Genomic DNA, 25,498 nt, shown 5'->3' with positions numbered 1-25,498 from the left:
CGCCGTGGAAGGTGGACAAGACTTGGTTATGCCCACCCTACTCTCTGCGCTACGGGCGGATGGACTTCAAGGACCCGCTGTTCTGGGCCAGCAGCAGTGAGTCCTACTACGAGTGGGAAGCCAAGCTGAGCCGCGATCTGTTCGGCGTCACCTGGGGCCTGAGCTACGTCGACACCAATATCTCGGAAAGCGAGGGCGCCAGCTACTACGGCTTTACCGACGTCTGCACGGCGACTGTGGTCGCCAGCGTCAGCAAGAGTTTCTAAAGCCCACAGTGCCCTGCCTCCGCGGGGCACTCTGATCCTCAGCTGTGGAAAGCCCGCTTCGTTCAGGCCAGGTCGCGGGCCTCGAGGAAGGCCGCGAGATGGTCGATAAACGCCTGCACCTTGCGCGTCGCCCGTCTATGGCTGGGGTAGACGGCGAGGATCAACGGGCCGAAAGCGTCCGGGTCGAAGTCGTACTCGGTCATCACCTGCAGCAACTGGCCGCTCTCCAGATAGGGCTTCACACTCCACAACGGGCAGCTGTGCAGCCCTGCGCCCATCAGGGTATTGGCCAGCAGCAGGTCGTAATTGTCGCTCTGCAGGCGAGCCGCCGGCTGAGGGACCCGTAGGCGCATCCCAGCCAGGGACAGCCACCAGTAGTTCTGGTCCAGCGCCGGATGGCGGTAGATCAGCCATTGATGGCGGTCGAAGGTTTCCGGGCTGACCGCTGCCGGATTGGCGGCCAGATACGCCGGGCTGGCGCACAGCACTATGCGGTTTTGCCCCAGGGGTTTGGCGATCAACCCCGGCAGGTCGCTGCGGCCCTCGCGCAAGGCCAGGTCGTAACCCCCCTCGACCAGATCGACGAAGGCATCGCACAGGTCCACCCGCAGCTTGATCTGCGAATGGGCGGCGAGAAAGCCGGCACAGGCCTCATCGAGAAAGGCTCGGCCAAACGCCAGCGGCGCGGTCAACCTCAGGTGGCCGTGCAGGCCGTGTTGCAACTGGCCGATCTCCTCACCGGCGTCATGCAGACGCTGCAACACCTGGCGGGCGGTTTCCAGATAGAGCCGGCCGGCCTCGGTCAACGCCGTACGCCGGGTGCTGCGCTCGAACAGTTGCGCGCCCAGTTCGGCCTCCAGATGGCTGACGGCCTTGGTCAAGGCCGAGGGCGTTTTACCCAACTGCTCGGCCGCACGACTGAAACTGCCGTGCTCGGCGGTGGCGACAAACATGCTCAGGGCGCCGAGCTTGTCCATGTTGCTTTTCCTATTTGGCAAAAAGGTTTTGCGCAGTAACGGTGTTCTGCCGGTCTGCGCCAGGCGCTAGTCTCGCGGCCAGACCAATAAAAACTAGAGGCAGCTCCGATGCAACGATTTATTCCAAGTCTGTTGGCCGCCGCGATGGCTTTTTCCTCGATGGAAGCCATGGCCGCCGCCGATCTGCTGCTGTTCAACGGCAAGGTGTTCACCGCCGAGCCCGGCCAACCACTGGCCCAAGCGGTGGCCGTGGAGAACGGCAAGATCCTCAAGGTCGGTAGCGATGCCGAGATCCTGGCTCTGGCCGATGCCAAGACCCAGCGTATCGACCTGGCCGGCAAGGTGCTGATGCCCGGCATGATCGACACCCACAGCCATCCGATCATGGGCGCCCTGGCCAGCCTGCGCGCCAACCTGTACGACGAGGTCAAGCCGCTGGCCGAGCTGGAACAGTGGATCATCGAGCAGGACCAGGCCGGCACTGCGCGCCTGGAAGACATCGTGGTGATCTCCGGAGCCAGCTCGGCGTACTGGCAGCACAGCCGCGAGCTGGCCAAGCGCTTCAATCAGGGCCGCTGGGCCAACCAGCCGCTGGTGCTAGACGGCATCGACGGGCATACCGGCTGGGCCAACCGCGCCATGCTGCAACGGGTCGGCATCGACGCCAAGCTGATCAAGGGCCTGGACGCCAAGGAAGCCAGCTATATCGAGCACGAAAGCGACCTGACCCCCACCGGCTTCCTCAGCGAAAACGGCTGGGACCGGGTACGCGGCCAACTGCCGGAACCGTCCGCCGAGCTGATGCTGAAGGCCGCGCGCGAGGCGGTGCGGGTCAACCTGCAGGTCGGCGTCACCGCCTGGATGGATGCCGCAGCCAATGGCGGCGGCGAGCAGTCGCTGTTCGAGATGCGCCCCACCGAGCACGACCTCGGCGTGCTGCCGCTGTACCGCCAGCTGGCCGAGAACGGCGAGCTGAACGTGCACGTCGCCGCCCTGCTGCTCGCCCACCCGCAGAGCAAGCCGCAAGACCTGCAGGTGCAGGCGAACGTGATGCAGCAGTTCCACGGCGTGCCGAACCTGACCTTCCCCGGGATCAAGATATTCGCCGACGGCGTCCTCGAGTACCCGGGGCAGACCGCCGCGGTGATCGATCCCTATAACAACAGCCACAAGCAGGGGCAGTTGCTGGTCGACCCGCAGAACTTCGGCAAGCTGGTGGCCGCCATCGAACAACAGGGCTGGATCGCACATATCCATGCGGTGGGCGACCGCGCCGTGCGTGAGTCGTTGAATGCCTTCGAATATGCCCGCTCGCTCAAGCCGACACCGGTGCCGCACAGCATCAGCCACCTGCAGCTGGTCAACCCCAAGGAGTTTCCGCGCTTCAAGCAGCTCGGCGTGATCGCCTCCATGCAGCTGCTGTGGGCCACCGCGGAAAGCTACACCGAGGAGCTGGTCAAGCCCTACGTCAGTGCCTACACCTACCGCTACCAGTACCCTGCCCAATCGCTGCACAAGGCCGGCGCCACCATCGCCGGCGCCAGCGACTGGCCGGTGTCCAGCCCCAACCCGTGGAATGCCATCGCCCAGGCCAGCACCCGCAAAGGCCCGCTCGGCGTGCTCAACAGCGCCGAGAGCATCGATCGCAAAAGCATGTTCTACGCCTACACCCTCAACGCCGCCAAGGCCCTGCGCCTGGAAGACCAGATCGGCTCCCTGGCACCCGGCAAACAGGCCGACCTGATCGTCCTCGACCGCGATGTATTCAAGGTCAGCGACGCGGAACTGTTCGACACCCAGGTAGTGCAGACCTTCTTCGCCGGCCAGGCGGTGTACAGCGCCGAGCAGAGCAAGACTGTCGCGCAAGCGCAATAAACCCTTCCCCCGAGCAACATTGTCTGCCCCCGCCCAGCCGTAACGGTCCTGCTCCCCGTTGCCGCTGAGGCCGGGCGCAGCCTTAAGCGTCACCCTATAACAACAAGGAAATCCCCATGCACGCAGTCAAAGCCATAACCCTGGCAGGTCTCACCCTGCTCACCTTGAGCACGGCACAGGCCGTCGAACTGAACGACCAGTTCGGCCTGGTCATCACCCCCAAGATTGTCAGCGATTACCGCTCCAGCGGCATCTCACAAACCCTGGGTGATCCGGCCGCCCAATTGGATCTCATGCTCACCCATGCCAGCGGCCTGTATGCCGGCGCCTGGACCACCAATGTCGACTTCGGCAAATTCATCGACGAAGAAGGCAACGATCACAGCTTCAACACCCGTCAGGAAGTCGACTACTACGCCGGCTACTACTGGCAACTGACCGACGACATCAGCCTGGACACCATGTACGGCAAATACACCTACCCGGGTGAGAGCCAGTTCAACTCCAGCGACATCACCGCCACCCTGGATATGTATGGGGTGTTTCTCGGTGCCAAACACACGGTCGACACCGATGAAGACACCTTCACCAGCTTTATCGGCTACCACACCCAGTTGCCATTCGAGGTCGGCTTCGAAGCCCGCTTCGAAAATGTCGACTACAAGGACGAGGCATTCTTCAATCGCGACTTTAGCCACGCCGAGGAAGACTATAACAACTGGAGTCTCGGCCTGACTCGCGACCTGGTCGGGGTTACCTGGGGCCTGAGCTACGTCGACACCGACCTGTCGGACAGCGAATGCCAGAGTTTCTCCGGTTACGACGACCTGTGCAGCGCCACCCTGGTCGTCAGCGCCAGCAAGACCTTCTAACCGGCCGCCGCCCAAGCACCGCCCGCTTCCTGCGCCATGCGCCGTCGAAATCGGCCAGCCCTCTGGCGCTGCGGGCTTGGCTCCGACTGCAGGCTCAACCAGCCACGGCTTGGTAACGCTGCCCCGAGTCGGCTGCCGGTGAGGCGTAGCCCGCCGCCGCAGGCGCGCAAGGCCGGCTGGAGTAGCGGCGCTCAATGCCCCCCAACAAAAACCAGAGCAGCAGCCCGTCTCTCAAGGAAAACTCAGTAATGAGCAAGGTCAACGCTAGCCCGCAACGCCCTCCGCTGATCGAGCAACGCTCGATCGATTACATCCCCGAGGCCGAGCGCCATGGCAGCCTCTACAGCCAGTTCAGCCTCTGGCTCGGCGCCAACCTGCAGATCACCGCGATAGTCACAGGGGCCTTGGCCGTGGTGCTGGGCGGCGACGTGTTCTGGTCGCTGATCGGCTTGCTGGTCGGTCAGCTGTTCGGCGGCGCAGTGGTGGCCTTGCATGCCGCCCAGGGGCCCAAGCTCGGGCTGCCGCAGATGATCTCCAGCCGCGTGCAGTTCGGGGTCTACGGTGCGGCCATCCCGATTGTGCTGGTGTGCCTGATGTATCTCGGCTTCAGCGCCACCGGCGCGGTCTTGTCGGGACAAGCCATCGCCCAGTTGATCGAGGTCAGCGACAGCGCCGGCATCCTGATCTTCGCGGCCTGCATCGCGTTCCTGACCATCTTCGGTTATCGGGTCATTCACCTGGTCGGCAAGGTCACCAGCGTGCTCGGCATCATGGCCTTCGCTTACCTGTTCACCCGCCTGCTGACGCTCAACGATATCGGCCTGCTGCTGGACAACCGCCACTTCGGCTGGAGTTCCTTCCTGCTGGCGGTGTCCCTCTCGGCGTCCTGGCAGATCGCCTTCGGCCCCTATGTGGCCGACTATTCGCGTTACCTGCCGAGCAAGACCTCGTCCTGGAAGACCTTCACCGCCGTCGGCCTCGGCACCGTGCTGGGCGCCCAGGCCTCGATGGTGCTGGGGGTGTTCGCGGCGGCGTTGGCGGGCGCGAATTTCCGCGGCCACGAGGTGGCCACCATAGTCGGGCTGGGCAGCACCGGGGTGATGGCCGCCCTGCTGTATTTGAGCGTGGTGCTCGGCAAGGTCACGGTCTCCACCCTCAACGCCTATGGCAGCTTCATGTGCATGGCCACCGTCATCAGTGGCTTCCGCGGTCGCCTGCAGATCTCCGCCGTGCAGCGCATGCTGTTCGTGTTGGCGATTGTCGGCGCCTCCACCGCCCTCGCCCTGCTCGGCCAGAACTCGTTTCTGAGTGCATTCAAGTTCTTCATCCTGTTCCTGCTGACCTTCTTCACGCCCTGGAGCGCGATCAACCTGGTGGACTATTACTTCATCAACAAGGAGCGCTATGACGTGCAGGCGCTGTCCGACCCGGACGGTCGCTACGGTCGTTGGAACCTTATGGGGATCAGCGTGTATGTCACCGGCGTGTTGATTCAGCTGCCCTTCGTCGACACCCACTTCTACACCGGGCCGATGGTCGCGCAACTCGGCGGCATCGATATCTCCTGGATAGTCGGTCTGCTGGTACCGGGCATTCACTATTACCTGCTGGCCAGGACATCGGCCCTGGCTGCGCCAGAACCTACCCAAGAGGCCTGAGTGAAACTCCGCCGGCAACACCGGCGGAGTTTCTGGACCACCGAGGATGCGGCGAGACAGTCGATAAACGCCAGCAGCGTGTGCATCGATGGCTGGGCAACAGGCAGCCCTCTAATAAGCGGCATGGGCCGGCGAGTTTGAAAGCATTTTTCGGATTGCCTTAACCCAGACACCCGGCAACACTCTCGCCTCAGCCGCAGGCCAGGAGATTGCCGTGAGACTCGCCGACTACGCCCGCTTATTGCTGCTCGCCGCCATCTGGGGCGCCAGCTTCCTGTTTATGCGGATCATAGTGCCGGTGCTCGGCGCCCTGCCGAGTGCCTTTTTCCGCGTCTCGCTGGCCGCCGTCGGCTTGGTGGTGATCCTCCTGGTGCTGCGGCTGAACTGGGATTTCCGCGGCAAGTTCAAGCAGTGTTTGCTGCTCGGCGTGATCAACTCAGGGATTCCCGCCGCCCTGTATTGCGCCGCAGCGCAGGTGCTGCCGGCCGGCTATTCGGCCATTTTCAACGCCAGCACGCCGCTGATGGGCGTATTGATCGGCGCGCTGTTCTTCGCCGAAGGCTTGACCCCGAGCAAGGCCGGCGGCGTGCTGTTGGGACTGCTGGGCGTCGGTCTGCTGACCCGTACCGGGCCAGTCGCGTTCGATGCGCAACTGCTCTGGGGCGCCGCGGCCTGCCTGATCGCCACCGCCTGCTACGGCTTTGCTGGTTTCCTGACCCGCCGCTGGCTGGGCCCGGATGGCCTGGACAATCGTCTCGCCGCCTGCGGCAGCATGTTCGGCGCAACCCTGTGCCTGCTGCCGCTGTTCGCCTATTCCGCCATCAGCCAGCCACCGGCGAGTTGGGGCGGCGGCAGCGTCTGGCTGTCATTGGCCGGGCTGGGCCTGGTCTGCACGGCCTATGCCTATGTGCTGTATTTCCGCCTGCTTAGTGATATCGGCCCGATCAAGGCGACCACCGTGACCTTTCTGATCCCACCCTTCGGGGTGTTCTGGGGCGTGCTGTTGCTCGACGAACAACTGTCCTGGGCCTACCTCTACGGCGGCGTATTGATCGGGTTGGCGCTATGGCTGGTCTTGAGGCCGGCGCCAGCGCCGGCGATGGCACAAGAGTCGGCGTAGGGCGGACAGGACTTCGCTATCGCCCCCTCAATTCCCGCTCAGCAAAGGCCGCCAGCCGGCGGCCTCGAACAAAGCAACTGGCCTAAGAACCTGTTCAAGATCGTCGCGAGCGCAGGTCAGGCAAGGCGAAAACAGGCGAGGACGCGGAGTTTACGAGTTGTAAATGAGCAGTCCGAGCCTGTTTTCAACGCAGCATGGCCAAGCGCAGCAGATATTGAACAGGTTCTTACTGCACCAACTCCTGCTCGCTGAACATATCGCTGAACAGCATGCTGGAGAGGTAGCGCTCGCCGGAGTCGGGCAGGATCACCACTATGGTCTTGCTCTGCATTTCCGGACGCTCGGCCAGGCGCACCGCTGCCGCCATCGCCGCGCCGCAGGAGATGCCACAGAGGATGCCTTCCTCGCGCATCAGCCGTAGCGCCATGGCCTTGGCCTCCTCGTCGCCGACCAGTTCGACCCGGTCGACCATCGACAGATCGAGGTTCTTCGGCACGAAACCGGCACCAATGCCCTGGATCTTGTGCGGGCTCGGCTTGATCTCTTCACCCGCCAGCGCCTGGGTGATGACCGGAGAGCCGAGCGGCTCCACCGCCACCGAAAGAATCGGTTTGCCACAGGTTTTCTTGATATAGCGCGACACGCCGGTAAGGGTGCCACCGGTGCCGACACCTGAGACCAGCACATCGACGGCGCCGTCGGTGTCGCGCCAGATTTCCGGGCCGGTGGTCTTCTCGTGGATCACCGGGTTGGCCGGGTTGTCGAACTGCTGCGGCAGGAAGTACTTGCCCGGATCGGCAGCGGCGATTTCCGTGGCCTTGTCGATGGCACCCTTCATACCTTTGGCGGGATCGGTCAGTACCAGCTCGGCGCCGAGGGCTTTCAACACCTTGCGCCGCTCCAAGCTCATGGACGCCGGCATGGTCAGCAGCAGCTGATAACCACGGGCCGCGGCGACGAAAGCCAAGCCAATGCCGGTATTTCCGGAGGTTGGCTCGACAATAGTCATGCCTGGCTTGAGCGCACCACGCTCCTCGGCGTCCCAGACCATGCTGGCGCCAATCCGGCATTTAACCGAATAGGCCGGGTTACGCCCCTCGATCTTGGCCAGGATAGTCACACCCTTCGGGCCTAGACGGTTGATAAACACCAATGGCGTATTGCCAATGGACTGGGCGTTGTCTGCGTAGATACGGCTCATAGCGGTGTCCTTCTGCGTGTGCTGCCGGAAAAACTTCAAGCCTAAAACTACGCCGGGTGGGCGTCCAGTTCGCTCGCCGCTAACGAGCGCAGGCTACGGTGACAGCAGCGGGCTGACTCGCCATTCAGTGACTGAATGGCCCGTCTGCGTTCACAGTCGCGCCTCCCGCGCGTTATAGTCGGCTTTTTTAAAATACTGAACCGCCGGGTTTTGCCCAGGCGTTACCGTTCGAGGATTTTCCGATGAAGTTCGAAGGCACCCAGGCTTACGTCGCCACCGACGATCTCAAACTCGCGGTGAACGCCGCCATCACCCTGGAGCGCCCGCTGCTGGTCAAGGGTGAGCCCGGTACCGGCAAGACCATGCTCGCCGAGCAGTTGGCGGAATCCTTCGGCGCCAAGCTGATCACCTGGCACATCAAATCCACCACCAAGGCCCACCAGGGCCTCTACGAGTACGACGCGGTCAGCCGCCTGCGCGACTCGCAGCTGGATTCCGACAAGGTTCACGACGTTCGCAACTACATCAAGAAGGGCAAGCTCTGGGAGGCCTTCGAGAGCGATGAGCGGGTGATTCTGCTGATCGATGAGATCGACAAGGCCGACATCGAGTTCCCCAACGACCTGCTGCAAGAACTCGACAAGATGGAGTTCTACGTTTACGAGACCAACGAGACGATCAAGGCGAAGAAACGCCCGATCATCATCATCACCTCGAACAACGAAAAAGAGCTGCCGGACGCCTTCCTGCGGCGCTGCTTCTTCCACTACATCGCCTTCCCGGACCGCACCACGCTGCAGAAGATCGTCGATGTGCATTACCCCGACATCAAGAAGGATCTGGTCAGCGAAGCCCTCGACGTGTTCTTCGATGTGCGCAAGGTGCCTGGCCTGAAGAAGAAGCCCTCCACCTCCGAGCTGGTCGATTGGCTGAAGCTGCTGATGGCCGACAACATCGGCGAAGCGGTACTGCGCGAACGCGATCCGACCAAGGCCATCCCGCCGCTGGCAGGCGCCCTGGTGAAGAACGAGCAGGACGTGCAACTGCTCGAGCGCCTGGCTTTTATGAGCCGTCGCGCCAGCCGCTGAAGCCTTTAATCTCCCCTCTCCCGCTTGCGGGAGAGGGGCCGGGGGAGAGGGTGGTAAGAGCAGCACCGTGGTTGCCTGGCTCCCCCTCTCCCTAGCCCTCTCCCTCAAGGGAGAGGGGATGAATCCGCAAGTGAGGTGCAGCCATGCTGCTCAACCTATTCAACGAAATGCGCGCCGCCAAGGTGCCGGTGTCGGTGCGCGAGCTGCTGGACCTGATCAACGCGCTGAAACACAACGTCGTGTTCGCCGATATGGACGAGTTCTACTTCCTCGCCCGCACCATCCTGGTCAAGGACGAGCGGCATTTCGATAAGTTCGACCGGGCCTTCGGCGCCTACTTCAAGGGCCTGGAAAACCTCAATCAGCACATCGAAGCGCTGATCCCCGATGAATGGCTGCGCAAGGAGTTCGAGCGCCTGCTGACCGATGAGGAACGGGCGAACATCCAGTCCCTCGGCGGCCTGGACAAGCTGATCGAAGAGTTCAAGAAACGCCTCGAAGAGCAAAAGGAGCGCCACGAAGGCGGCAGCAAGTGGATCGGCACCGGCGGCACCAGCCCGTTCGGCTCCGGCGGTTTCAACCCGGAAGGCATCCGCGTCGGCGACGCCGGCAAGCGCCAGGGCCGGGCGGTCAAGGTCTGGGATCAGCGCGAGTACAAGAACCTCGACGATCAGGTCGAGCTGGGCACGCGCAACATCAAGGTCGCCCTGCGCCGCCTGCGCAAGTTCGCCCGCCAGGGTGCGCAGGACGAGCTGGATCTGGATGGCACCATCGACTTCACCGCCCGCGATGGCGGTCTGCTGAACATCCAGATGCGCCCGGAACGCCGCAACAACGTGAAGCTGCTGATTCTGTTCGACATCGGCGGCTCGATGGATGCCCACGTCAAGGTCTGCGAGGAGCTGTTCTCGGCCTGCAAGACCGAGTTCAAGCACTTGGAATACTTCTACTTCCACAACTTCGTCTACGAGTCGGTGTGGAAGAACAACCTGCGGCGCACCTCCGAGCGTTTCTCCACCCAGGATCTGCTGCACAAGTACGGCGCCGATTACAAGGTGGTGTTCGTCGGCGATGCGGCCATGGCGCCTTACGAAATCACCCAGGCCGGCGGCAGCGTCGAGCACTGGAACGAGGAGCCGGGTTACGTCTGGATGCAGCGTTTCCGGGAGAAGTACAAGAAGCTCATCTGGATCAACCCCTACCCCAAGGACACTTGGACCTACACCGCCTCGACCAGCATCGTCCGCGATCTATTGGAGGATCAGATGTACCCACTGAGCTTGCGTGGCTTGGAAGACGGGATGAAGTTTTTGTCCAAATGAACAACGGGCCCGCTGGGGCCCGTTTCGTTTAACCCTGGATATGCCTGTAACCCTGGATGGGCCTGCCGTAGGCTGGGTAGAACGCAGTGACAAAACGGCAGTAAAGCCGTTTTGCACAGCTTTAGCTGCCCGTAGGGTGAGGTGCATGGATGCGCCTCATGAAACCCAGCCTACGTCCTACACAGTTAAACATCCCCCCTCCTCAGCTGCGCCCCTGGGCCACGCATTCGCCGCGCCGCCACAGGCTCCATTCGCCCGGCTGGTACAGGGTCCAGCTCTCGTTTTCGGTCAAGGGCTCGGTGGCCAGCAGCGTCACCACATCGTTTGGCGTGGTTTCCGCCTGAAAATCCACTATCACATCGACATCTTTCAAGCGCGCCGGGCCAAAAGGAGCACGGCGGGTAATCTGCGCCAACTTGCTCGAACAGAAGGCGAACAACCAGTCGCCATCGCTCAGCAGGCAGTTGAACACCCCTTGAGTACGGTAGGTGGCACAGGCACGGACCAACGCGGGCAACAGTTCTTCCACCGCGACCGGCTCGGGGAAGGCCGTGCGCACCTGGTTGAGCAGATCGCAAAAGGCCGCCTCACTATCGGTATCACCGACCGGCCGGTAGAAGCCCGGGGTCGGCTGAAAGTCCGCCAACTGGCCGTTATGGGCGAAGCACCAGTTGCGCCCCCACAACTCGCGAACGAACGGATGGGTATTGGCCAAGCAGACCTTGCCGACGTTGGCCTGGCGGATATGGCCGATCACCACCTCGCTCTTGATCGGGTAGCGCTGCACCAGCTTGGCCACTTCCGAGTCCACGCTCGCCGCCGGGTCCTGGAACAGCCGCAAGCCGCGGCCTTCGTAGAAGGCGATGCCCCAGCCATCGCGGTGCGGGCCGGTACCGCCGCCACGCTGCATCAGCCCGGTGAAGCTGAAGACGATATCGGTCGGCACATTGGCGCTCATGCCCAGCAATTCACACATGGCTCAGGATTCTCGCTTCAAGGCGTTACGCAATAATCCCGCTTCCGCATCCAGGCGGGCCTGCAGTGCCTGGCGGCCCACCGGCAGAAAACGGGTCAGCACGCGCCAGGCGCCGCCGAGCAGATCGCCCGAACGGCGCGGAATCAAATGCACATGCAGGTGCGGCACATGCTGGTTGGCCGCCGGGCCGTCATTGAGCAGGAGATTAATCCCCTCACTGCCGTAGCCCGAACCGCGCAACGCACGGGTCATCCGCTCGGCCAGGGTCAGTAACTGCGCGCGGGCGGCAGCCGACAGATCGCTCAAATAAGGTGCGTGCTCGCGGCTGACGATCAGCACATGGGCCGGGCGCAAGGGGTAGATGTCGAGGATGACGAGAAAGTGCTCGTCCTCAAACAGCCGATGGGCCGGCAGCTGGCCGGCCGCGATGGCGCAGAACACACAGTTCATGGACTTTCCTTAATCGCAGGTGGCCCATGCTGAACGGCTCGGCGGGTAGGTGCAAGGTTACAGCCGCGGCTCGATGCGAAAACGGCGGGCGCCACTCTGGTCGATACGGGTCTCCACCTGCGCTGCGGGGTCGCGCTCCAGCACCTCGCGCAGGCTCGGCTCATCCTCGACGGCCGGCGCTGCCTGGGTATTACGCGCCTGCCACCAGCGCTCGAGCGGCCAACGCAGAGCCACAAACAGCAGGTAGAGCGCCAAGGCGAGCAAGCCATACATGGCCAGATCCGCCACCGCACGCCAGGCGTTGTTGCCCACCTTGAACAGCAGGTCCAGGGCGGTGATGGCGATAGCCGGCGCGAACAGCTCCTTGGTCGGCTCGATGATGGTCGGGGTCAGCAGCAACACCGCAACCAGCAGCCGCAACGGCTCACGCAGGTAGCGCCACATCCAGCTGGTCAGGCGGAACCACACCAGCAGGCAGCCAAGCGCTGCGATTCCGTATGCGGCCCAGGCGAGCAGATAGTCGTTCTCGGTCATGAGTGTTCGTGGCGGGCCTGACAAAGGGGCGCTTATGATAACGGCTTTTCGCCGGCCCGGCGCGCTCGCTATCGGCCGCATCCGCTCTGGAGTTGCAACATGTCGCAAGCCCCCATCGCCCGAATAGAGAACGGCAACGACCCCTACCGCTGGCTGGAAAACCGCGACGCCGCGGAAGTACTCGAGCACCTCAAGGCGGAAAATGCCTATCTCGAAGCGGAACTGGCGGAGCAGAGCGCACTGCGCGAGGCGTTGTTTCAGGAGATCAAAGGCCGCATCCGCGAGACCGATCTCTCGCTGCCCTCGCCCTGGGGGCCCTATCTGTATTACACCCGCACCACTGCCGGTGATGAATACCCACGGCATTACCGCTGCCCACGCCCGGCGGACGACTCACTGAGCGTGGACGAAAGCCGTGAAGAGTTGCTGCTCGATCCCAATGCCCTGGCCGCCGGCGGCTTTCTCTCCCTCGGCGCCTTCACTATCAGCCAGGATCACGCGCGCCTGGCCTACAGCCTGGATACCAGCGGCGACGAGATCTATCGGCTGTACGTCAAGGAGCTGGCCAGCGGCCAGATCAGCGCGCTGCCTTTCGAGGACTGCGACGGCAGCCTGACCTGGGCCAACGACAACCAGACGCTGTTCTTCGGCGAGCTGGATGACACCCACCGCCCGCACAAGCTCTACCGCCACACCTTGGGCAACGCGGGCGCCGAGCTGGTGTTCGACGAACCGGACGGGCGTTTCTTCCTCAATTGCTACCGCGCCAGCTCCGAGCGCCAACTGGTGCTGCTGCTGGGCAGCAAAACCACCAGCGAAGCCTGGGTGCTCGACGCCGACACGCCGCACGGCGACTTCACCTGCCTGGCCCCCCGCGAGGAAGGCCACGAGTACTACGTTGATCACGGCAAGGTTGACCACGGCCAGGTCGACCACGGCAAGCCCGATGGCGACTGGGCCTGGCTGATCCGCAGCAACCAGACCGGCATCAACTTCGCCCTGTACCAGGCAAGCAGCGCCAGCACACCGAGCCGCGCCGACTGGCAACAGCTGATCCCGCATAGCCCTGCGGTGATGCTGGAGGGCATCAGCCTGAATGCCAACGCCATCGTCCTCAGCCTGCGCGAAGGCGGCCTGCCGATCATCGAAGTCCACGCCCACGGCCAAGCGCCGGCGCGCGTGCAACTGCCGGACGCCGCCTACAGCCTGCATGTGCAGGACAGCCTGGAGTTCGACAGCCCGGTCATCCGCCTGCGCTACGAGGCGCTGAACCGTCCCGCGCAAGTACGCCAACTGCACCTGAGCAGCGGCGAACAGAAAGTCTTGAAAGAAACCCCGGTGGAAGGCCCGTTCGACGCCGACGCTTATGTCAGCCAACGCCTCTGGGCCACTGCGGCAGACGGCAGCCAGGTGCCCATCAGCCTGGTGGCCAAGCGCGAAGTCCTCGGCCAGCCCGCGCCGCTGTATCTGTACGGCTATGGCGCTTACGGCGAAAGCCTCGATCCCTGGTTCTCCCACGCCCGCCTGAGCCTGCTGGATCGCGGTTTCGTCTTCGCCATCGCCCACGTACGCGGCGGCGGTGAACTGGGCGAAGCCTGGTATCGCGCCGGCAAGCTGGAACACAAAGCCAACAGCTTCGGCGACTTCATCGCCTGCGCCGAACACCTGATCGCCGCGGGTTATACCGGCCCGCAACAACTGGCGATCAGCGGCGGCAGCGCCGGCGGCCTGCTGATCGGCGCGGTGCTCAACCAACGCCCGGAGCTGTTCGCCGCGGCGATTGCCGAAGTGCCCTTCGTCGACGTGCTCAACACCATGCAGAACCCCGACCTGCCGCTGACCGTCACCGAATACGACGAATGGGGCGACCCGCACGAACCCGAGGTGTACGAACGGCTCAAAAGCTACGCCCCCTACGAAAACGTCAGCGCCCAGCCCTACCCGGCCATCCTCGCCGTCGCCGGCTATAACGACAGCCGCGTGCAGTACTGGGAAGCCGCCAAATGGGTGGCGAAACTGCGCGCCAACAAGACCGACCAGCACTTGCTGCTGCTCAAGACCGACCTAGGTGCCGGGCATGGCGGGATGAGTGGGCGCTATCAGGGCTTGAAGGAGGTGGCGCTGGAGTATGGTTTTCTGTTGAAGGTGTTGGGGCTAGCCTGAACCTAGCTCGAATGGCATAGCCAACGCCATGCCATCCGGGCTACTCACCAAGTCGGCAGCAGGAGAAGAAATCGAGTGCAGCGCTTACTCTTTATCTGTAGCCAGAATCGCCTGCGCAGCCCCACTGCGGAGCTGCTGTTCAGCATGGAACCGAGTCTGGAAACCCTGTCGGCCGGGATAAGCAACGAGGCGGAGAACCCCCTCACGCCCGAAGCGCTGGAATGGGCGGACCTGATCTTCGTGATGGAGCAAATCCATAAGCGCAAACTGACACAGCGCTTTGCCCGCCACCTGAAGGGCAAGCGGGTGATCTGCCTGGATATCCCGGATGTCTACGCCTACATGGACCCGGAACTGATCAAACTGCTGCTGGCCAAGGTCAGCCCCTTTCTCAAATAACGCCGAGGGCTCACCGCAAGACCCTAACCCGCATTCGGCGCAATGCGCTGCACGCTCAGATCATCAAAAACCACATCAAGTCGGCTAGCTTCGATGGTATCGACACATTGTCAGGCATAGCCGCGCACCTGAATAACCAAGGTGTCAAGACAAGTCGAGGTGCTGAGTTCACCCCGATGACAGTCAGCAGACCGGTACAGCGACTGGGTATCACCCTCCCTTGATCCTGCCGCTAAACAGACACAGGCAGACCGCACGCTAGCAGCCCAACTCACAACAGAAGGGGGGTATAAATTTTGGGTACAAACACCGGGTGCAACCCAGAACTGAAAAACCCCGTAACTCATTGAGTTACAGGGCTTTTTTTAGATATGGCGGGGAAATAGGGATTCGAACCCTAGGTGCTATCGCTAACACAACGGATTTCGAATCCGTCCCGTTCGGCCACTCCGGCATCTCCCCAGCGGCGCGCATGATAACAGCTCAAAAGCCTTGGGCGAAGCCCCGGCGATAGAATTTTTCGCATGCTATCAGATGCTTGCGTGAACGATGTCGCAGCCACTCATCCCGGCAAGCTGCCACAACGAAAAAGAGAAGCCGAGGCCTCTCCTTTTCATTTCACGCTCGACAGGATTCAAGCTGTCAGCTTGGTCAAGGCTTCGCGGTACTTGTCGGCGGTTTTCTGCGCCACTTCAAGCGGCACAGCAGGGGCCGGCGGCTCTTTGTTCCAACCCGTAGACTCCAGCCAATCGCGCACGAACTGCTTATCGAAGCTCGGCGGGTTCTGCCCTTCGACATAACTCTCGGTCGGCCAGAAACGGCTGGAGTCCGGCGTCAACACTTCGTCCATCAGGGTCAGCGTGCCGTCTTCGTCCAGGCCGAATTCGAACTTGGTGTCAGCGATGATGATCCCGCGGGTGGCCGCATATTCGACCGCCGCGCTGTACAAGGCGATAGCGGTGTCACGCACCTTCGCCGCCAGTTCTTTACCGATGATCGCCTCGCACTGCTCGAACGCGATGTTCTCATCATGATCGCCCACGGCCGCCTTGGTCGACGGGGTGAAGATCGGCTGCGGCAACTTGGAGGCTTCTTTCAGCCCGGCCGGCAGTTGAATACCACAGACCGTGCCGCTCTTTTGGTATTCCTTCCAACCCGAACCGGCGATGTAGCCTCGCACAATGGCCTCCACCGCAATCGGCTGCAAACGCTTGGCCACCACCGCACGCCCTTCCACCAAGGGTAATTCGGCAGCAGACACCACGTCTTCAACCTTGTCGCCGGTGAAGTGATTCGGCACCACGTCCGCGAGCTTGTCGAACCAGAAGTTGGAGATGGCGGTGAGGATCTTGCCCTTGTCCGGAATCGGCTCGGCGAGGATCACGTCGAACGCCGACAGGCGATCGGTGGCCACCATCAGCATGCGCTTGGCGTCAATTTCGTACAGGTCCCGAACTTTGCCGGAGTAGATTTTCTTCAGGCTCAAGGTGGAGGGAGTGGTCATGTCAGGATTTCCGCCTTTATTAAACGAAACAGGCGAAACCGAGTGGGTTTCGCCTATCGGCTTCTTATAGAACTGCATTCAGGGCCTTGGCTCACGCCAGCGCAGCGCCGGCCCTGGCAGACGGCTGGCCAGGTAGGCAAACGACTGCCTACCCAGTGCCTGGAACGTCGAGGCGCAACCTAGCCGAGGTGTTCCTGGATCAGGCTCAGCACCCGCCGCGCCACATCGGCCGGCGCGACAGTATTGAGGTCTTTCTCCACGGTTACCTGCACGCCGTCGCCAACCTTGGTCAGGCGAACCTGATAACGCTCGGCACGCGCGTCGATCTCTTCTTTGCTCGGCGCACTGCCCCACAACGTGCCCCAGAAACCAGGTTTCTTGTCCTTGGTTTCGGCGCCTTCGGCGAGATTGATGTAGTACACGCCAAGGGTACGGTTGAGGTCATCGACCCGCACGTCAGCCGTTTCCAGGGAGCGGCCAACGCTGGACCAGGCGCGATCGAAATCGGCGCCAAGGTTCAAAATCGGGTTGCCGTTGCCGTCCTCAGACAGGCTCACCCGACTCGGCGCATCGAAGTCGCGCGCGGCCAGCAGCGAGACGGAGCCACCCTGCTCGGCACTGCGCGCCAGGCTGGCGAGCATCTCGTCGAGCAGCGCAGCTTCCAGGCTGGCGTTCGCGGACTTGCTGGAGAAATCGACATTGGCGCTGCTGCCGGCCGGCCGTTCGGCGCTGACAACGAAAATCTCGCTGGTATTGCGCTGCACACCGGGCTCGATGCGTACCCGCACACGGGCCTGACTCTCTGGATCCACCCCTGCCACACGACTGCTCAGACGCCGCGCCATGGACGCAGAGAGCTCGTCGAAACGCTGCCAGTCAGTGCTGAATTCGCCCGTCTGCGGGCGCTCTTCGGCAATCCGGAAACCGTTATCTTCGAAGAACTGACGAGCCACCGGCCAGACTTCTGCCGGTGCGCGGCGAGCCATCACCCAACGCGCCTCGCCGCTTTTTTGCAGGCTGAACTCGCTCGAGTCAGCCTGTGCTGGCAAGGCCAGCGGACGCGGTACGTCGAACTCACCCTCGGCGGTCGAGTCAGCCACATTGCGTGGCACCGGCAGCAGCGGGTCGAGGCGCTTGGTATCGGCGCCCGTTGGAATCTGCATCGGTGCAGTCTGGCGTTCGATCAGATAATCACTGCCACGATCGCGGAAATAGCCATCTTCACCCCAGATCCAGCCGCAACCGCTGGTACTGGAGATGATCACGGCAAGTGCGGAGAGTCCGGCCAGTCGCTTCATGCGTAGTATTTCCTCGATTAAACCAATACGCCGGACTGGCGCAAGGCCTGACGCAGCGGTTCATGACAACGCGGACTGAGCCAGGTCAGAGGCAGGCGGATGCCCTCTTGCATCAGACCCATTTCATGCAGGGCCCATTTCACCGGAATCGGGTTGGACTCGATAAACAGCGACTTGTGCAGCGGCATCAAACGGTCGTTGATCGCCCGAGCCGTGACAGCATCACCACGCATGGCCGCGGCGCAAAGCTCGCTCATGGCGCGCGGGGCGACGTTGGCGGTGACGGAGATATTGCCCTTGCCACCCATCAGCATCAGCTCGACGGCAGTCGCGTCGTCGCCGGAATACACCAGGAAGTCCTTGCTGACGCGATCCAGCACTTCTTGGCCGCGCTGCAGATCACCCGTAGCCTCCTTGATGCCGATGATGTTCGACACCTTCGACAAACGCTCAACGGTCTCCGGCAACATGTCGCAGACCGTACGGCCCGGCACGTTATAGAGGATCTGCGGAATCGCCACCGCCTCGGCGATATGCCGGAAGTGCTGATACAAACCTTCTTGAGTCGGCTTGTTGTAGTACGGCGTGACTAACAGGCAAGCGTCGGCACCGGCGCTTTTGGCGTTTGCAGTCAACTCCACCGCTTCGCGGGTGGAGTTGGCGCCAGTACCGGCGATAACCGGAATGCGCCCGGCGACCTGAGCCACCACTCGACGGATCACTTCGATGTGTTCGTTGACGTCTAACGTGGCCGACTCACCTGTGGTGCCGACCGCGACAATGGCGTTGGTGCCTTCTTGCAGGTGGAAATCCACCAGTTTGCTCAGACTGTCCCAATCCAGACGACCCTGCGCATCCATGGGCGTGACCAGTGCCACCATACTGCCCGCAATCATGCAACCACTCCTGCCGGAAAAAGAGAGCCGTAATGGTACTGGCGCCACCTGCCTTGCACAAGCGAAGTACCGTGCTATGAGCATTCCCCTCAGCGACACTTTTCGCTAACCTTCCGGCTTTGATCGACAGTTTAACTGCCGACCGCTCATCGCTTTAGGAATGCTGCATGTCCACCCCCATAGTCCGCGAACAATTCCTTGTTATCAGTGCCCTCGGCACCAACCCCATGGAGCTGACTAATGTGCTGTGCCGCGCCAGTCATGAGAATCGCTGCGCCGTGATCAGCACCCGTTTGAGCCGCCATGGCGAGTTCAGCGCGCTGGTCTTGCAGCTGTCGGGAAGCTGGGACGCGCTGGCACGCCTGGAAGCCAGTCTGCCGACCCTGGCCAAGAAGCACAGCTTCACCGTCAGCGTGGTGCGCAGCGCCGCCTCGGAGAACCGCCCGCAAGCATTGCCCTACGTCGCCTATGTCAGCTCGGTGTACCGCCCAGACATTCTCAATGAGCTGTGCCAGTTCTTTATCGATCACAACGTCGAGCTGGAAAACCTCACCTGCGACACCTACCAGGCCCCGCAAACCGGCGGCACCATGCTCAATGCAACGTTCACTGTGACCTTGCCGGCCGGCACTCAAATCAGCTGGCTGCGCGACCAGTTTCTCGACTTTGCCGACGCCTTGAATCTGGATGCCCTGATCGAACCCTGGCGTCCGCAGACTCCTGCTTGAGGAAAACCCTTCATGGCCATTGCACTCGACCAGCCCGTCGCTGACTTCCAGGCCCAGGCCACCAGCGGCCAGCAGATCAAGCTGTCCGCTCTCAAGGGCCAGCAGGTGGTGATTTACTTCTACCCGAAGGACAGCACCCCGGGCTGCACCACCGAAGGCCAAGGCTTTCGCGATCAGTACAGCGCGTTCCAGGCCGCCGACACCCAGGTGTTCGGGGTCTCCAGGGACAGCCTGAAGTCGCACGAGAACTTCAAGTGCAAACAGGAGTTTCCCTTCGAGCTGATTGCTGACCAGGACGAGGCGCTGTGCCAGCTGTTCGAGGTGATCAAGCTGAAGAAACTCTATGGCAAGGAATACCTGGGCGTCGATCGCAGCACCTTTCTCCTCGACAAGGCCGGCGTGCTCCGCCAGGAATGGCGTGGCGTGAAGGTCCCCGGCCATGTCGATGCAGTGCTCACAGCTGCGCAAGCCTTGCACAAGGGCTGAACCCAACCCAATAAAAAGACCGCTCAATGCGGCTTTTTATTGGGTTGTGTCATTACATCAACGGCGCCACCACTGGCTCCTGTCGCGGCCAGGCATCCAGCACCGCCTTGAACAGGGTCGCCAGCGGAATCGCAAAGAAGATCCCCCAGAACCCCCAGAGCCCGCCAAACAGCAGCACCGCACAGATGATCACCACTGGGTGCAAGTTCACCGCCTCGGCGAACAGCAGCGGTACCAGGACGTTACCGTCCAGCGCCTGGATCACCCCATAAACGACCATCAGGTAGATGAATTGGTCGCCCCAGCCCCACTGAAACAAGGCGATCAGGGCCACCGGCACCGTCACCACCACGGCTCCGACATAGGGCACCACCACCGACAGGCCGACCAACAGGGCGAGCAACGCCGCATAGTTCAGACCGAGCGCGATGAAGCCCACGTAGGTCACGCCGCCACAGATGATGATCTCAATCACCTTGCCGCGGATGTAATTGGCGATCTGCTGATTCATCTCCTGAGCCACCCGGGTGATCAACGTGCGCTCACGGGGCAGATAGCCGCGGAACCAGCGGCTAATCAACTGGCGATCCTTGAGGAAGAAGAACACCAGGATCGGCACCAACACCAGATAGATCATGATGTTCACCAGCAGCGGCAAGCTGGATAACGAGAAGGTCAGTGCCAACTGGCCAAACTTGCCGATTTCGCTGCGCACCACCTCGATGGTTTGCAGCACTTGCTCATCCGACACCAGATGCGGATAACGCTCCGGCAGCAGCAAGAGCAAGGACTGCCACTTGCCGAGCATGCCCGGCAACTCGTTGAACAGCGTGATCAATTGCTGCCACAGCAACGGCAGCAACACTAACAAGAACACCCCCAGCAACCCGATAAACAAGGCGAACACCAGCCAGACCGCCCCCACTCGCGGCAACCGCAAGCGCACCAGCACGCGCACCAGCCCCTGCATCAAGAAGGCCAGCACCAGCCCCGTCAGTACCGGCGCAAGCATGCCGCCGAGCGTCAGCACCGCGGTGAAGCCGAGAATCAACAACACCGCCAACACTACCGCCTCCTCATCGGAGAAATAGCGCTGAACCCAATCGCGTAGCACCTTGAACATCAGAATTCCTTCGATACGCCCAACCACTGCGCCGGGTCGAACTACGCGTCAAGCCTTGCGCAGCCAATAGCGATAGACACCGCCCTCGCTCTCTTCATGCAGCAAGGTATGCCCGGCCAAGCTAGCGAAGGCGCGAAAGTCACGCTGCGAACCGGCATCGGTAGCCGTCACCTTGAGCACAGCGCCACTCGGCAGGCGATTCAGCTCGAGTTTGGCCTTCAGCAACGGCAGCGGGCAATTCAGGCCACTGGCGTCCAGTTCGGCATCGCAGGCGGGAACCCGCCGTCCAGCGTCGTTCATCAATCAGTCTCCAGGGAAGTACCTTAGGATACCGAAGGCGGCACAGCCCTGGCCAGCCGACTGGCATGGCGGCTACAGTAGCCACTTTGCCGCCAAGAGCTTCGTGCATGAATCTTCTGCGCCCTACTCTGCTGACGCTTGCTTGCTTGCTTGCCTCCCCCGCCATCGCCGACGACCTGCCGTCACTGGGCGACTCCAGCTCATCGATCGTTTCGCCGGAACAGGAATATCAGCTCGGCCGCGCCTGGTTGAGCATGCTGCGCGGGCAAGTCAACCAACTGAACGATCCGCAGCTTAAAGATTTCGTCGAAAGCAGCGTCTATCGCCTGGCGGAAACCAGCGACCTGCATGACCATCGGCTGGTGTTCATCCTGATCAAGGACCCACAGATCAACGCCTTCGCCGCCCCCGGTGGAATTATCGGCGTCAACGGCGGCCTGTTCCTCCACGCGCAGACCGAAGCCGAATACGCCGGGGTACTCGCCCACGAACTTGGCCACTTGAGCCAGCGCCACTTCGCCCGCGGCATCGAAGCCCAACAGAAAATGCAGGTGCCGATGATGGCCGCCATGCTCGCCGGGATCATCGCCGCCGCGGCTGGTGCGGGCGACGCCGGCATGGCCACGATCATGAGCACCCAGGCCGCCGCCATCCAGAGCCAGCTGCGCTTCTCCCGGCAGAACGAACAGGAAGCCGACCGCGTCGGGGTGGTCAATCTGGAACGCGCCGGTTACGACCCGCGCGCCATGCCGAACATGTTCGAACGCATGGCGCGGCAATATCGCTACGACAAGCGCCCACCCGAGTTTCTCCTCACTCACCCGGTCACCGAGTCGCGCATCGCCGACACCCGCAACCGTGCGGAACAATTCACCCAGGGCGGACGTGAAGACACGCTGCGCTATCAACTGATGCGCGCGCGCATGCAGCTGACCTTCGAGGAAACCCCTGGCATCGCCGGCAAGCGTTTTCGCGCCATGCTCGACGACGACCCCACACTGGACGCCGCCCGTTACGGCCTGGCGCTCGCACAGATCAAGAACGGCCAACTCAACGAAGCCCGGACAAGCCTGCAAGCGCTACTGGGGAAGGCGCCCAACGACATCACCTACAACTTGGCGCAGATCGACCTGGACATCACCGCCAATCGCCTGCCGGACGCGCAACAACGCGCCCAACGGCTACTCAAGGTTTATCCGGACAACTATCCGCTGAAGCAGAGCCGCATCGACCTGCTCCTCAAGCAGAGCCAGGCCGCCGAGGCGCAGAAGGCCCTCGAAGAATTATTGAAGAGTCGCCCGAATGATCCGGATGTCTGGTATCAGGTCGCGGAAACTCGTGGCCTTTCCGGCGATATCATCGGCCTGCACCAAGCCCGCGCCGAGTACTTTGCCTTGGTCGCCGATTATGACCAAGCGATCGAACAACTCAACTTCGCCAAACGTCGGGCCATCAACAATTTCCCCCTGGCATCACGCATCGATGCCCGCCAGAGAGAAATGCTGGAACAGCAGCGCATGCTCAAACAGCTGATGCGTTAAGCCCAGGCAGAAAAAAGCCGGGCGTTGCCCGGCTTTTTTCTGCCTACCGATTTAAGCGTTACCGGCCACTCTAAGCCGGGCGGCCTGAGTGAAATCCAGCATGCGCTTGAGCGGTTGCAACGCCCGCGGAATCAACGCCGGATCGACGAAGATCTCGTTGCTGCCCTCGCGCAAGCACTGCAGCGTGCGCTCCAGGGTATTCATCGCCATCCACGGGCAATGCGCGCAACTGCGGCAGGCCGCGCCATTGCCGGCGGTGGGCGCCTCGATGAAAATCTTGTCGGGACACAGCTGCTGCATCTTGTAGAAGATGCCGCGATCGGTGGCGACGATGAAGGTGGTGTTCGGCAGCGTCTGCGCCGCCTTGATCAGTTGGCTGGTGGAGCCGACCGCATCTGCCAGGTCGATCACCGCCTCAGGCGACTCCGGGTGCACCAGGATCGCCGCCTCCGGGTATAACGCCTTCATGTCCTCCAACTGCCTGGACTTGAACTCCTCATGAACGATGCAGGCACCATCCCAGAGCAGCATGTCGGCGCCGGTTTCACGCTGGATATAGCGGCCCAGGTGCTTGTCCGGCGCCCAGATGATCTTTTCACCGTTATCCATCAGGCTCTCGACTATCTCCAGCGCACAGCTGGACGTCACCACCCAATCGGCCCGCGCCTTAACCGCCGCCGAGGTGTTGGCATAGACCACCACGGTGCGTTCGGGATGCTGATCGCAAAACGCCGAGAACTCTTCGACCGGACAGCCCAGATCGAGCGAGCAGGTCGCTTCCAGCGTCGGCATCAGCACGCGCTTTTCCGGGTTGAGGATCTTGGCGGTCTCGCCCATGAACTTCACACCCGCCACCAGCACGGTTTGCGCCGGGTGCTGATTACCGAAACGGGCCATTTCCAGAGAGTCGGAAACGCAGCCGCCGGTTTCTTCAGCCAAAGCCTGAATCAGCGGATCGCAATAGTAATGGGCAACCAGGACGGCATTCTGTGCTTTGAGTTCGGCGGCAATCGCCGTGCGATAGGCAGTCTCCTCGGCAACCGTCAGCGGCTTGGGCTGCTTGGCATCGAGGTGAGCTTGAACCAGAAGGCGTTCGGAAATCTGCGTCATATTCGCTAGACCTGCAGGCGCTTGAGCGCGTAAGTCGAGTATACCACCCGCATCCATTGGATTAGATCGGGCGAGACGGATAACAGGCAGGAGGGGTAAAGCAGGAAAGGATGGTGGGTCGTGCGGGATTCGAACCTGCGACCAATTGGTTAAAAGCCAACTGCTCTACCAACTGAGCTAACGACCCAACGGGTGTGCATAATACTGATTTAATTCACAAAATCAACACCATGCGATAAAAATTTAGAAATATCGAGTCGGGTCCGCTACGCCCGCCACGGCAAAGCCGGCAGCCCGCAGACGGCAGCTGTCGCACTTGCCACACGCCCGACCGTCGTCATCGGCCTGATAGCAGGAAACGGTCAAGGCGTAGTCGACCCCCTGCCGCAGACCAGCCTGCACTATCTCGGCCTTGCTCATGTGCTGCAAGGGCGCACGGATGCGAAAGCCCCGCCCTTCCACTCCGGCCTTGGTCGCCAGATTGGCCATGCGCCCGAAGGCCTCGACGAACTCGGGACGGCAATCCGGGTAACCGGAATAGTCCACCGCATTGACGCCGATAAAGATATCGCGCGCGCCCAACACCTCGGCCCAGCCCAGCGCCAACGAGAGGAACACCGTATTGCGTGCCGGTACGTAGGTCACCGGGATGCCTTCGACCGGGCTTTCCGGTACGGCAATCGAAGCGTCGGTCAACGCCGAGCCGCCAATCCCGTTGAGGTTCAGGCCAATGACCTTGTGCTCGACCACACCCAACTGGCGCGCCACACGCTCGGCAGCCTGCAACTCGGAGCGATGGCGCTGGCCATAGTCGAAGCTCATGCTGTAGCAGGCATAGCCCTCAGCCCGGGCTAGAGCCACCACAGTGGCAGAATCGAGGCCACCGGAGAGCAGAATTACCGCCTTCTTATCTGTCATATCTCAGTGCCCCGGCTCGTCATTCCAAAGAATTTTGTGTAGCTGCATTTGCAGGCGCACCGGCAGATTGTCGGCGACGATCCAATCGGCCAGCGCACGCGCATCCAACTCATGATGACTGGGCGAAAACAACACCTCACCGGCGCGATCCTGCAGGCGATACTGAATCAGCTTAGAGACCGCCCAGTCGTAGTCCTCACGGGAGCAGATGACGAATTTCACCTGATCGTTGGCCGTCAGAAACTCGATGTTCTCGTAGCGATTGCGAGCGACCTCAGCCGAACCTGGAGTCTTCAAGTCGACCACCTTGCTCACCCGCGGATCGACCGCCGAGACGTCCAGCGCACCACTGGTCTCCAGCGAGACCTCATAGCCGGCGTCACACAGACGCTCGAGTAATGGGATGCAGTTGGGTTGCGCCAGCGGCTCACCGCCGGTCACACAGATATAACGCGGCCGGAAGCCGGCGATGCGCTCGAGGATCGCCTCAAGGCTCATCAGCTCACCGCCACTGAAGGCATAGGCGGTATCGCAGTACTGACAACGCAGGGGGCAGCCGGTCAGGCGGACGAACACCGTCGGCAAGCCGGCGGTGCGCGTCTCGCCCTGCAACGAGTAGAAAATCTCGGTAATGCGCAGGTTTTTTTGCATATCAGCCACGGGCGTGACGGCGAAACAGGCCATCCGCCTCCG

Annotated in this window: 24 protein-coding genes, 2 tRNA genes and 1 pseudogene; 12 read left to right on the top strand and 15 right to left on the bottom strand. The window is 61.9% G+C overall.

The window, feature by feature from the left end; all coding sequences use genetic code 11:
* Window positions 1-44 precede the first annotated feature (44 nt).
* Window positions 45-266, top strand: a pseudogene (locus tag FFS13_RS17115) (hypothetical protein); the annotation flags it as partial.
* Window positions 267-328: 62 nt separating this feature from the next.
* Here FFS13_RS17115 and FFS13_RS17110 read toward each other — a convergent pair.
* On the bottom strand, window positions 329-1,243 hold the full coding sequence (locus tag FFS13_RS17110; protein ID WP_137820266.1) for a LysR family transcriptional regulator: 915 nt from the start codon (window positions 1,241-1,243) through the stop codon (window positions 329-331).
* A 108-nt stretch (window positions 1,244-1,351) separates the two neighbouring features.
* Here FFS13_RS17110 and FFS13_RS17105 point away from each other — a divergent pair, with 108 nt between their 5' ends.
* The 4 genes from FFS13_RS17105 to FFS13_RS17090 all read left to right on the top strand — a co-directional run bounded on the left by FFS13_RS17105 (window position 1,352) and on the right by FFS13_RS17090 (window position 6,768).
* A complete protein-coding gene (locus FFS13_RS17105; protein ID WP_137820265.1) occupies window positions 1,352-3,118 on the top strand; it encodes an amidohydrolase in 1,767 nt (588 codons plus the stop codon).
* Window positions 3,119-3,234: 116 nt separating this feature from the next.
* Window positions 3,235-3,990 (top strand): TorF family putative porin, encoded by a 756-nt coding sequence (locus FFS13_RS17100; RefSeq protein WP_137820264.1) that lies wholly within the window; start codon window positions 3,235-3,237, stop codon window positions 3,988-3,990.
* A 248-nt stretch (window positions 3,991-4,238) separates the two neighbouring features.
* Complete coding sequence (locus tag FFS13_RS17095; RefSeq protein ID WP_137820263.1) at window positions 4,239-5,648, top strand: cytosine permease; 1,410 nt, start codon at window positions 4,239-4,241, stop codon at window positions 5,646-5,648.
* Window positions 5,649-5,862: 214 nt separating this feature from the next.
* Window positions 5,863-6,768: a DMT family transporter gene (locus FFS13_RS17090; RefSeq protein ID WP_137820262.1), complete on the top strand. Its 906-nt coding sequence runs from the start codon at window positions 5,863-5,865 to the stop codon at window positions 6,766-6,768.
* A gap of 226 nt (window positions 6,769-6,994) precedes the next feature.
* Here the strand turns inward: FFS13_RS17090 and cysK are convergent, their stop codons facing one another.
* A complete protein-coding gene (gene cysK, locus FFS13_RS17085) occupies window positions 6,995-7,969 on the bottom strand; it encodes a cysteine synthase A (protein WP_137820261.1) in 975 nt (324 codons plus the stop codon).
* 242 nt (window positions 7,970-8,211) lie between these two features.
* On the opposite strand from cysK, the gene FFS13_RS17080 reads away from it, so the two are divergent.
* Complete coding sequence (locus tag FFS13_RS17080; protein ID WP_137820260.1) at window positions 8,212-9,057, top strand: MoxR family ATPase; 846 nt, start codon at window positions 8,212-8,214, stop codon at window positions 9,055-9,057.
* Between the two features lie 143 nt (window positions 9,058-9,200).
* Window positions 9,201-10,379: a VWA domain-containing protein gene (locus FFS13_RS17075; protein ID WP_137820259.1), complete on the top strand. Its 1,179-nt coding sequence runs from the start codon at window positions 9,201-9,203 to the stop codon at window positions 10,377-10,379.
* A 202-nt stretch (window positions 10,380-10,581) separates the two neighbouring features.
* On the opposite strand, the gene FFS13_RS17070 is transcribed toward FFS13_RS17075, so the two are convergent.
* The 3 genes from FFS13_RS17070 to FFS13_RS17060 are packed head-to-tail and all read right to left on the bottom strand — an operon-like array spanning window position 10,582 to window position 12,339.
* The gene (locus tag FFS13_RS17070; protein WP_137820258.1) at window positions 10,582-11,355 is read right to left on the bottom strand and encodes a class II glutamine amidotransferase; all 774 of its coding nucleotides are present in this window, start codon (window positions 11,353-11,355) and stop codon (window positions 10,582-10,584) included.
* 3 nt (window positions 11,356-11,358) lie between these two features.
* A complete protein-coding gene (locus tag FFS13_RS17065; RefSeq protein WP_137820257.1) occupies window positions 11,359-11,805 on the bottom strand; it encodes an HIT family protein in 447 nt (148 codons plus the stop codon).
* A 57-nt stretch (window positions 11,806-11,862) separates the two neighbouring features.
* A complete protein-coding gene (locus FFS13_RS17060; protein WP_137820256.1) occupies window positions 11,863-12,339 on the bottom strand; it encodes an MFS transporter in 477 nt (158 codons plus the stop codon).
* A 99-nt stretch (window positions 12,340-12,438) separates the two neighbouring features.
* Here FFS13_RS17060 and FFS13_RS17055 point away from each other — a divergent pair, with 99 nt between their 5' ends.
* A complete protein-coding gene (locus FFS13_RS17055; RefSeq protein ID WP_137820255.1) occupies window positions 12,439-14,502 on the top strand; it encodes a S9 family peptidase in 2,064 nt (687 codons plus the stop codon).
* Window positions 14,503-14,577: 75 nt separating this feature from the next.
* Window positions 14,578-14,901 carry a low molecular weight protein tyrosine phosphatase family protein gene (locus FFS13_RS17050; protein ID WP_137820254.1) on the top strand — a complete coding sequence of 108 codons (324 nt, stop codon included), beginning with the start codon at window positions 14,578-14,580 and terminating at the stop codon, window positions 14,899-14,901.
* Window positions 14,902-15,273: 372 nt separating this feature from the next.
* Here the strand turns inward: FFS13_RS17050 and FFS13_RS17045 are convergent.
* From FFS13_RS17045 to dapA, 4 genes are all read right to left on the bottom strand, one after another.
* Window positions 15,274-15,363, bottom strand: a tRNA-Ser gene (locus FFS13_RS17045).
* 172 nt (window positions 15,364-15,535) lie between these two features.
* On the bottom strand, window positions 15,536-16,405 hold the full coding sequence (locus FFS13_RS17040) for a phosphoribosylaminoimidazolesuccinocarboxamide synthase (RefSeq protein WP_137820253.1): 870 nt from the start codon (window positions 16,403-16,405) through the stop codon (window positions 15,536-15,538).
* Between the two features lie 179 nt (window positions 16,406-16,584).
* Window positions 16,585-17,703 carry an outer membrane protein assembly factor BamC gene (gene bamC / locus FFS13_RS17035; RefSeq protein ID WP_137820252.1) on the bottom strand — a complete coding sequence of 373 codons (1,119 nt, stop codon included), beginning with the start codon at window positions 17,701-17,703 and terminating at the stop codon, window positions 16,585-16,587.
* A gap of 17 nt (window positions 17,704-17,720) precedes the next feature.
* Window positions 17,721-18,599: a 4-hydroxy-tetrahydrodipicolinate synthase gene (dapA, locus tag FFS13_RS17030; protein ID WP_137820251.1), complete on the bottom strand. Its 879-nt coding sequence runs from the start codon at window positions 18,597-18,599 to the stop codon at window positions 17,721-17,723.
* Window positions 18,600-18,766: 167 nt separating this feature from the next.
* On the opposite strand from dapA, the gene FFS13_RS17025 reads away from it, so the two are divergent.
* Window positions 18,767-19,327 carry a glycine cleavage system protein R gene (locus FFS13_RS17025; RefSeq protein ID WP_137820250.1) on the top strand — a complete coding sequence of 187 codons (561 nt, stop codon included), beginning with the start codon at window positions 18,767-18,769 and terminating at the stop codon, window positions 19,325-19,327.
* A gap of 12 nt (window positions 19,328-19,339) precedes the next feature.
* Window positions 19,340-19,813, top strand: a complete 474-nt coding sequence (locus FFS13_RS17020; protein WP_137820249.1) for a peroxiredoxin — start codon at window positions 19,340-19,342, stop codon at window positions 19,811-19,813.
* Window positions 19,814-19,865: 52 nt separating this feature from the next.
* Here FFS13_RS17020 and FFS13_RS17015 read toward each other — a convergent pair whose 3' ends face one another.
* The gene (locus FFS13_RS17015) at window positions 19,866-20,936 is read right to left on the bottom strand and encodes an AI-2E family transporter (RefSeq protein WP_137820248.1); all 1,071 of its coding nucleotides are present in this window, start codon (window positions 20,934-20,936) and stop codon (window positions 19,866-19,868) included.
* Between the two features lie 48 nt (window positions 20,937-20,984).
* On the bottom strand, window positions 20,985-21,236 hold the full coding sequence (locus FFS13_RS17010; RefSeq protein ID WP_137820247.1) for a sulfurtransferase TusA family protein: 252 nt from the start codon (window positions 21,234-21,236) through the stop codon (window positions 20,985-20,987).
* A 107-nt stretch (window positions 21,237-21,343) separates the two neighbouring features.
* Between FFS13_RS17010 and FFS13_RS17005 the strand changes: the two genes are divergently transcribed.
* Entirely contained in the window at window positions 21,344-22,777 is a 1,434-nt protein-coding gene (locus tag FFS13_RS17005; RefSeq protein ID WP_137820246.1) for a M48 family metalloprotease, read from the top strand.
* A gap of 51 nt (window positions 22,778-22,828) precedes the next feature.
* On the opposite strand, the gene nadA is transcribed toward FFS13_RS17005, so the two are convergent.
* The 4 genes from nadA to queE all read right to left on the bottom strand — a co-directional run bounded on the left by nadA (window position 22,829) and on the right by queE (window position 25,456).
* Complete coding sequence (nadA, locus tag FFS13_RS17000) at window positions 22,829-23,887, bottom strand: quinolinate synthase NadA (protein WP_137820245.1); 1,059 nt, start codon at window positions 23,885-23,887, stop codon at window positions 22,829-22,831.
* 111 nt (window positions 23,888-23,998) lie between these two features.
* Window positions 23,999-24,074 (bottom strand) — tRNA-Lys (locus FFS13_RS16995).
* Window positions 24,075-24,130: 56 nt separating this feature from the next.
* Entirely contained in the window at window positions 24,131-24,805 is a 675-nt protein-coding gene (gene queC, locus FFS13_RS16990) for a 7-cyano-7-deazaguanine synthase QueC (protein WP_137820244.1), read from the bottom strand.
* A 3-nt stretch (window positions 24,806-24,808) separates the two neighbouring features.
* Window positions 24,809-25,456: a 7-carboxy-7-deazaguanine synthase QueE gene (gene queE, locus FFS13_RS16985; RefSeq protein ID WP_137820243.1), complete on the bottom strand. Its 648-nt coding sequence runs from the start codon at window positions 25,454-25,456 to the stop codon at window positions 24,809-24,811.
* Window positions 25,457-25,498: the final 42 nt, after the last annotated feature.

The organism is Pseudomonas sp. 2FG, assembly GCF_005502935.1.
GTDB lineage: Bacteria > Pseudomonadota > Gammaproteobacteria > Pseudomonadales > Pseudomonadaceae > Aquipseudomonas.
This window is presented reverse-complemented; position numbering and strand designations above follow the sequence as displayed.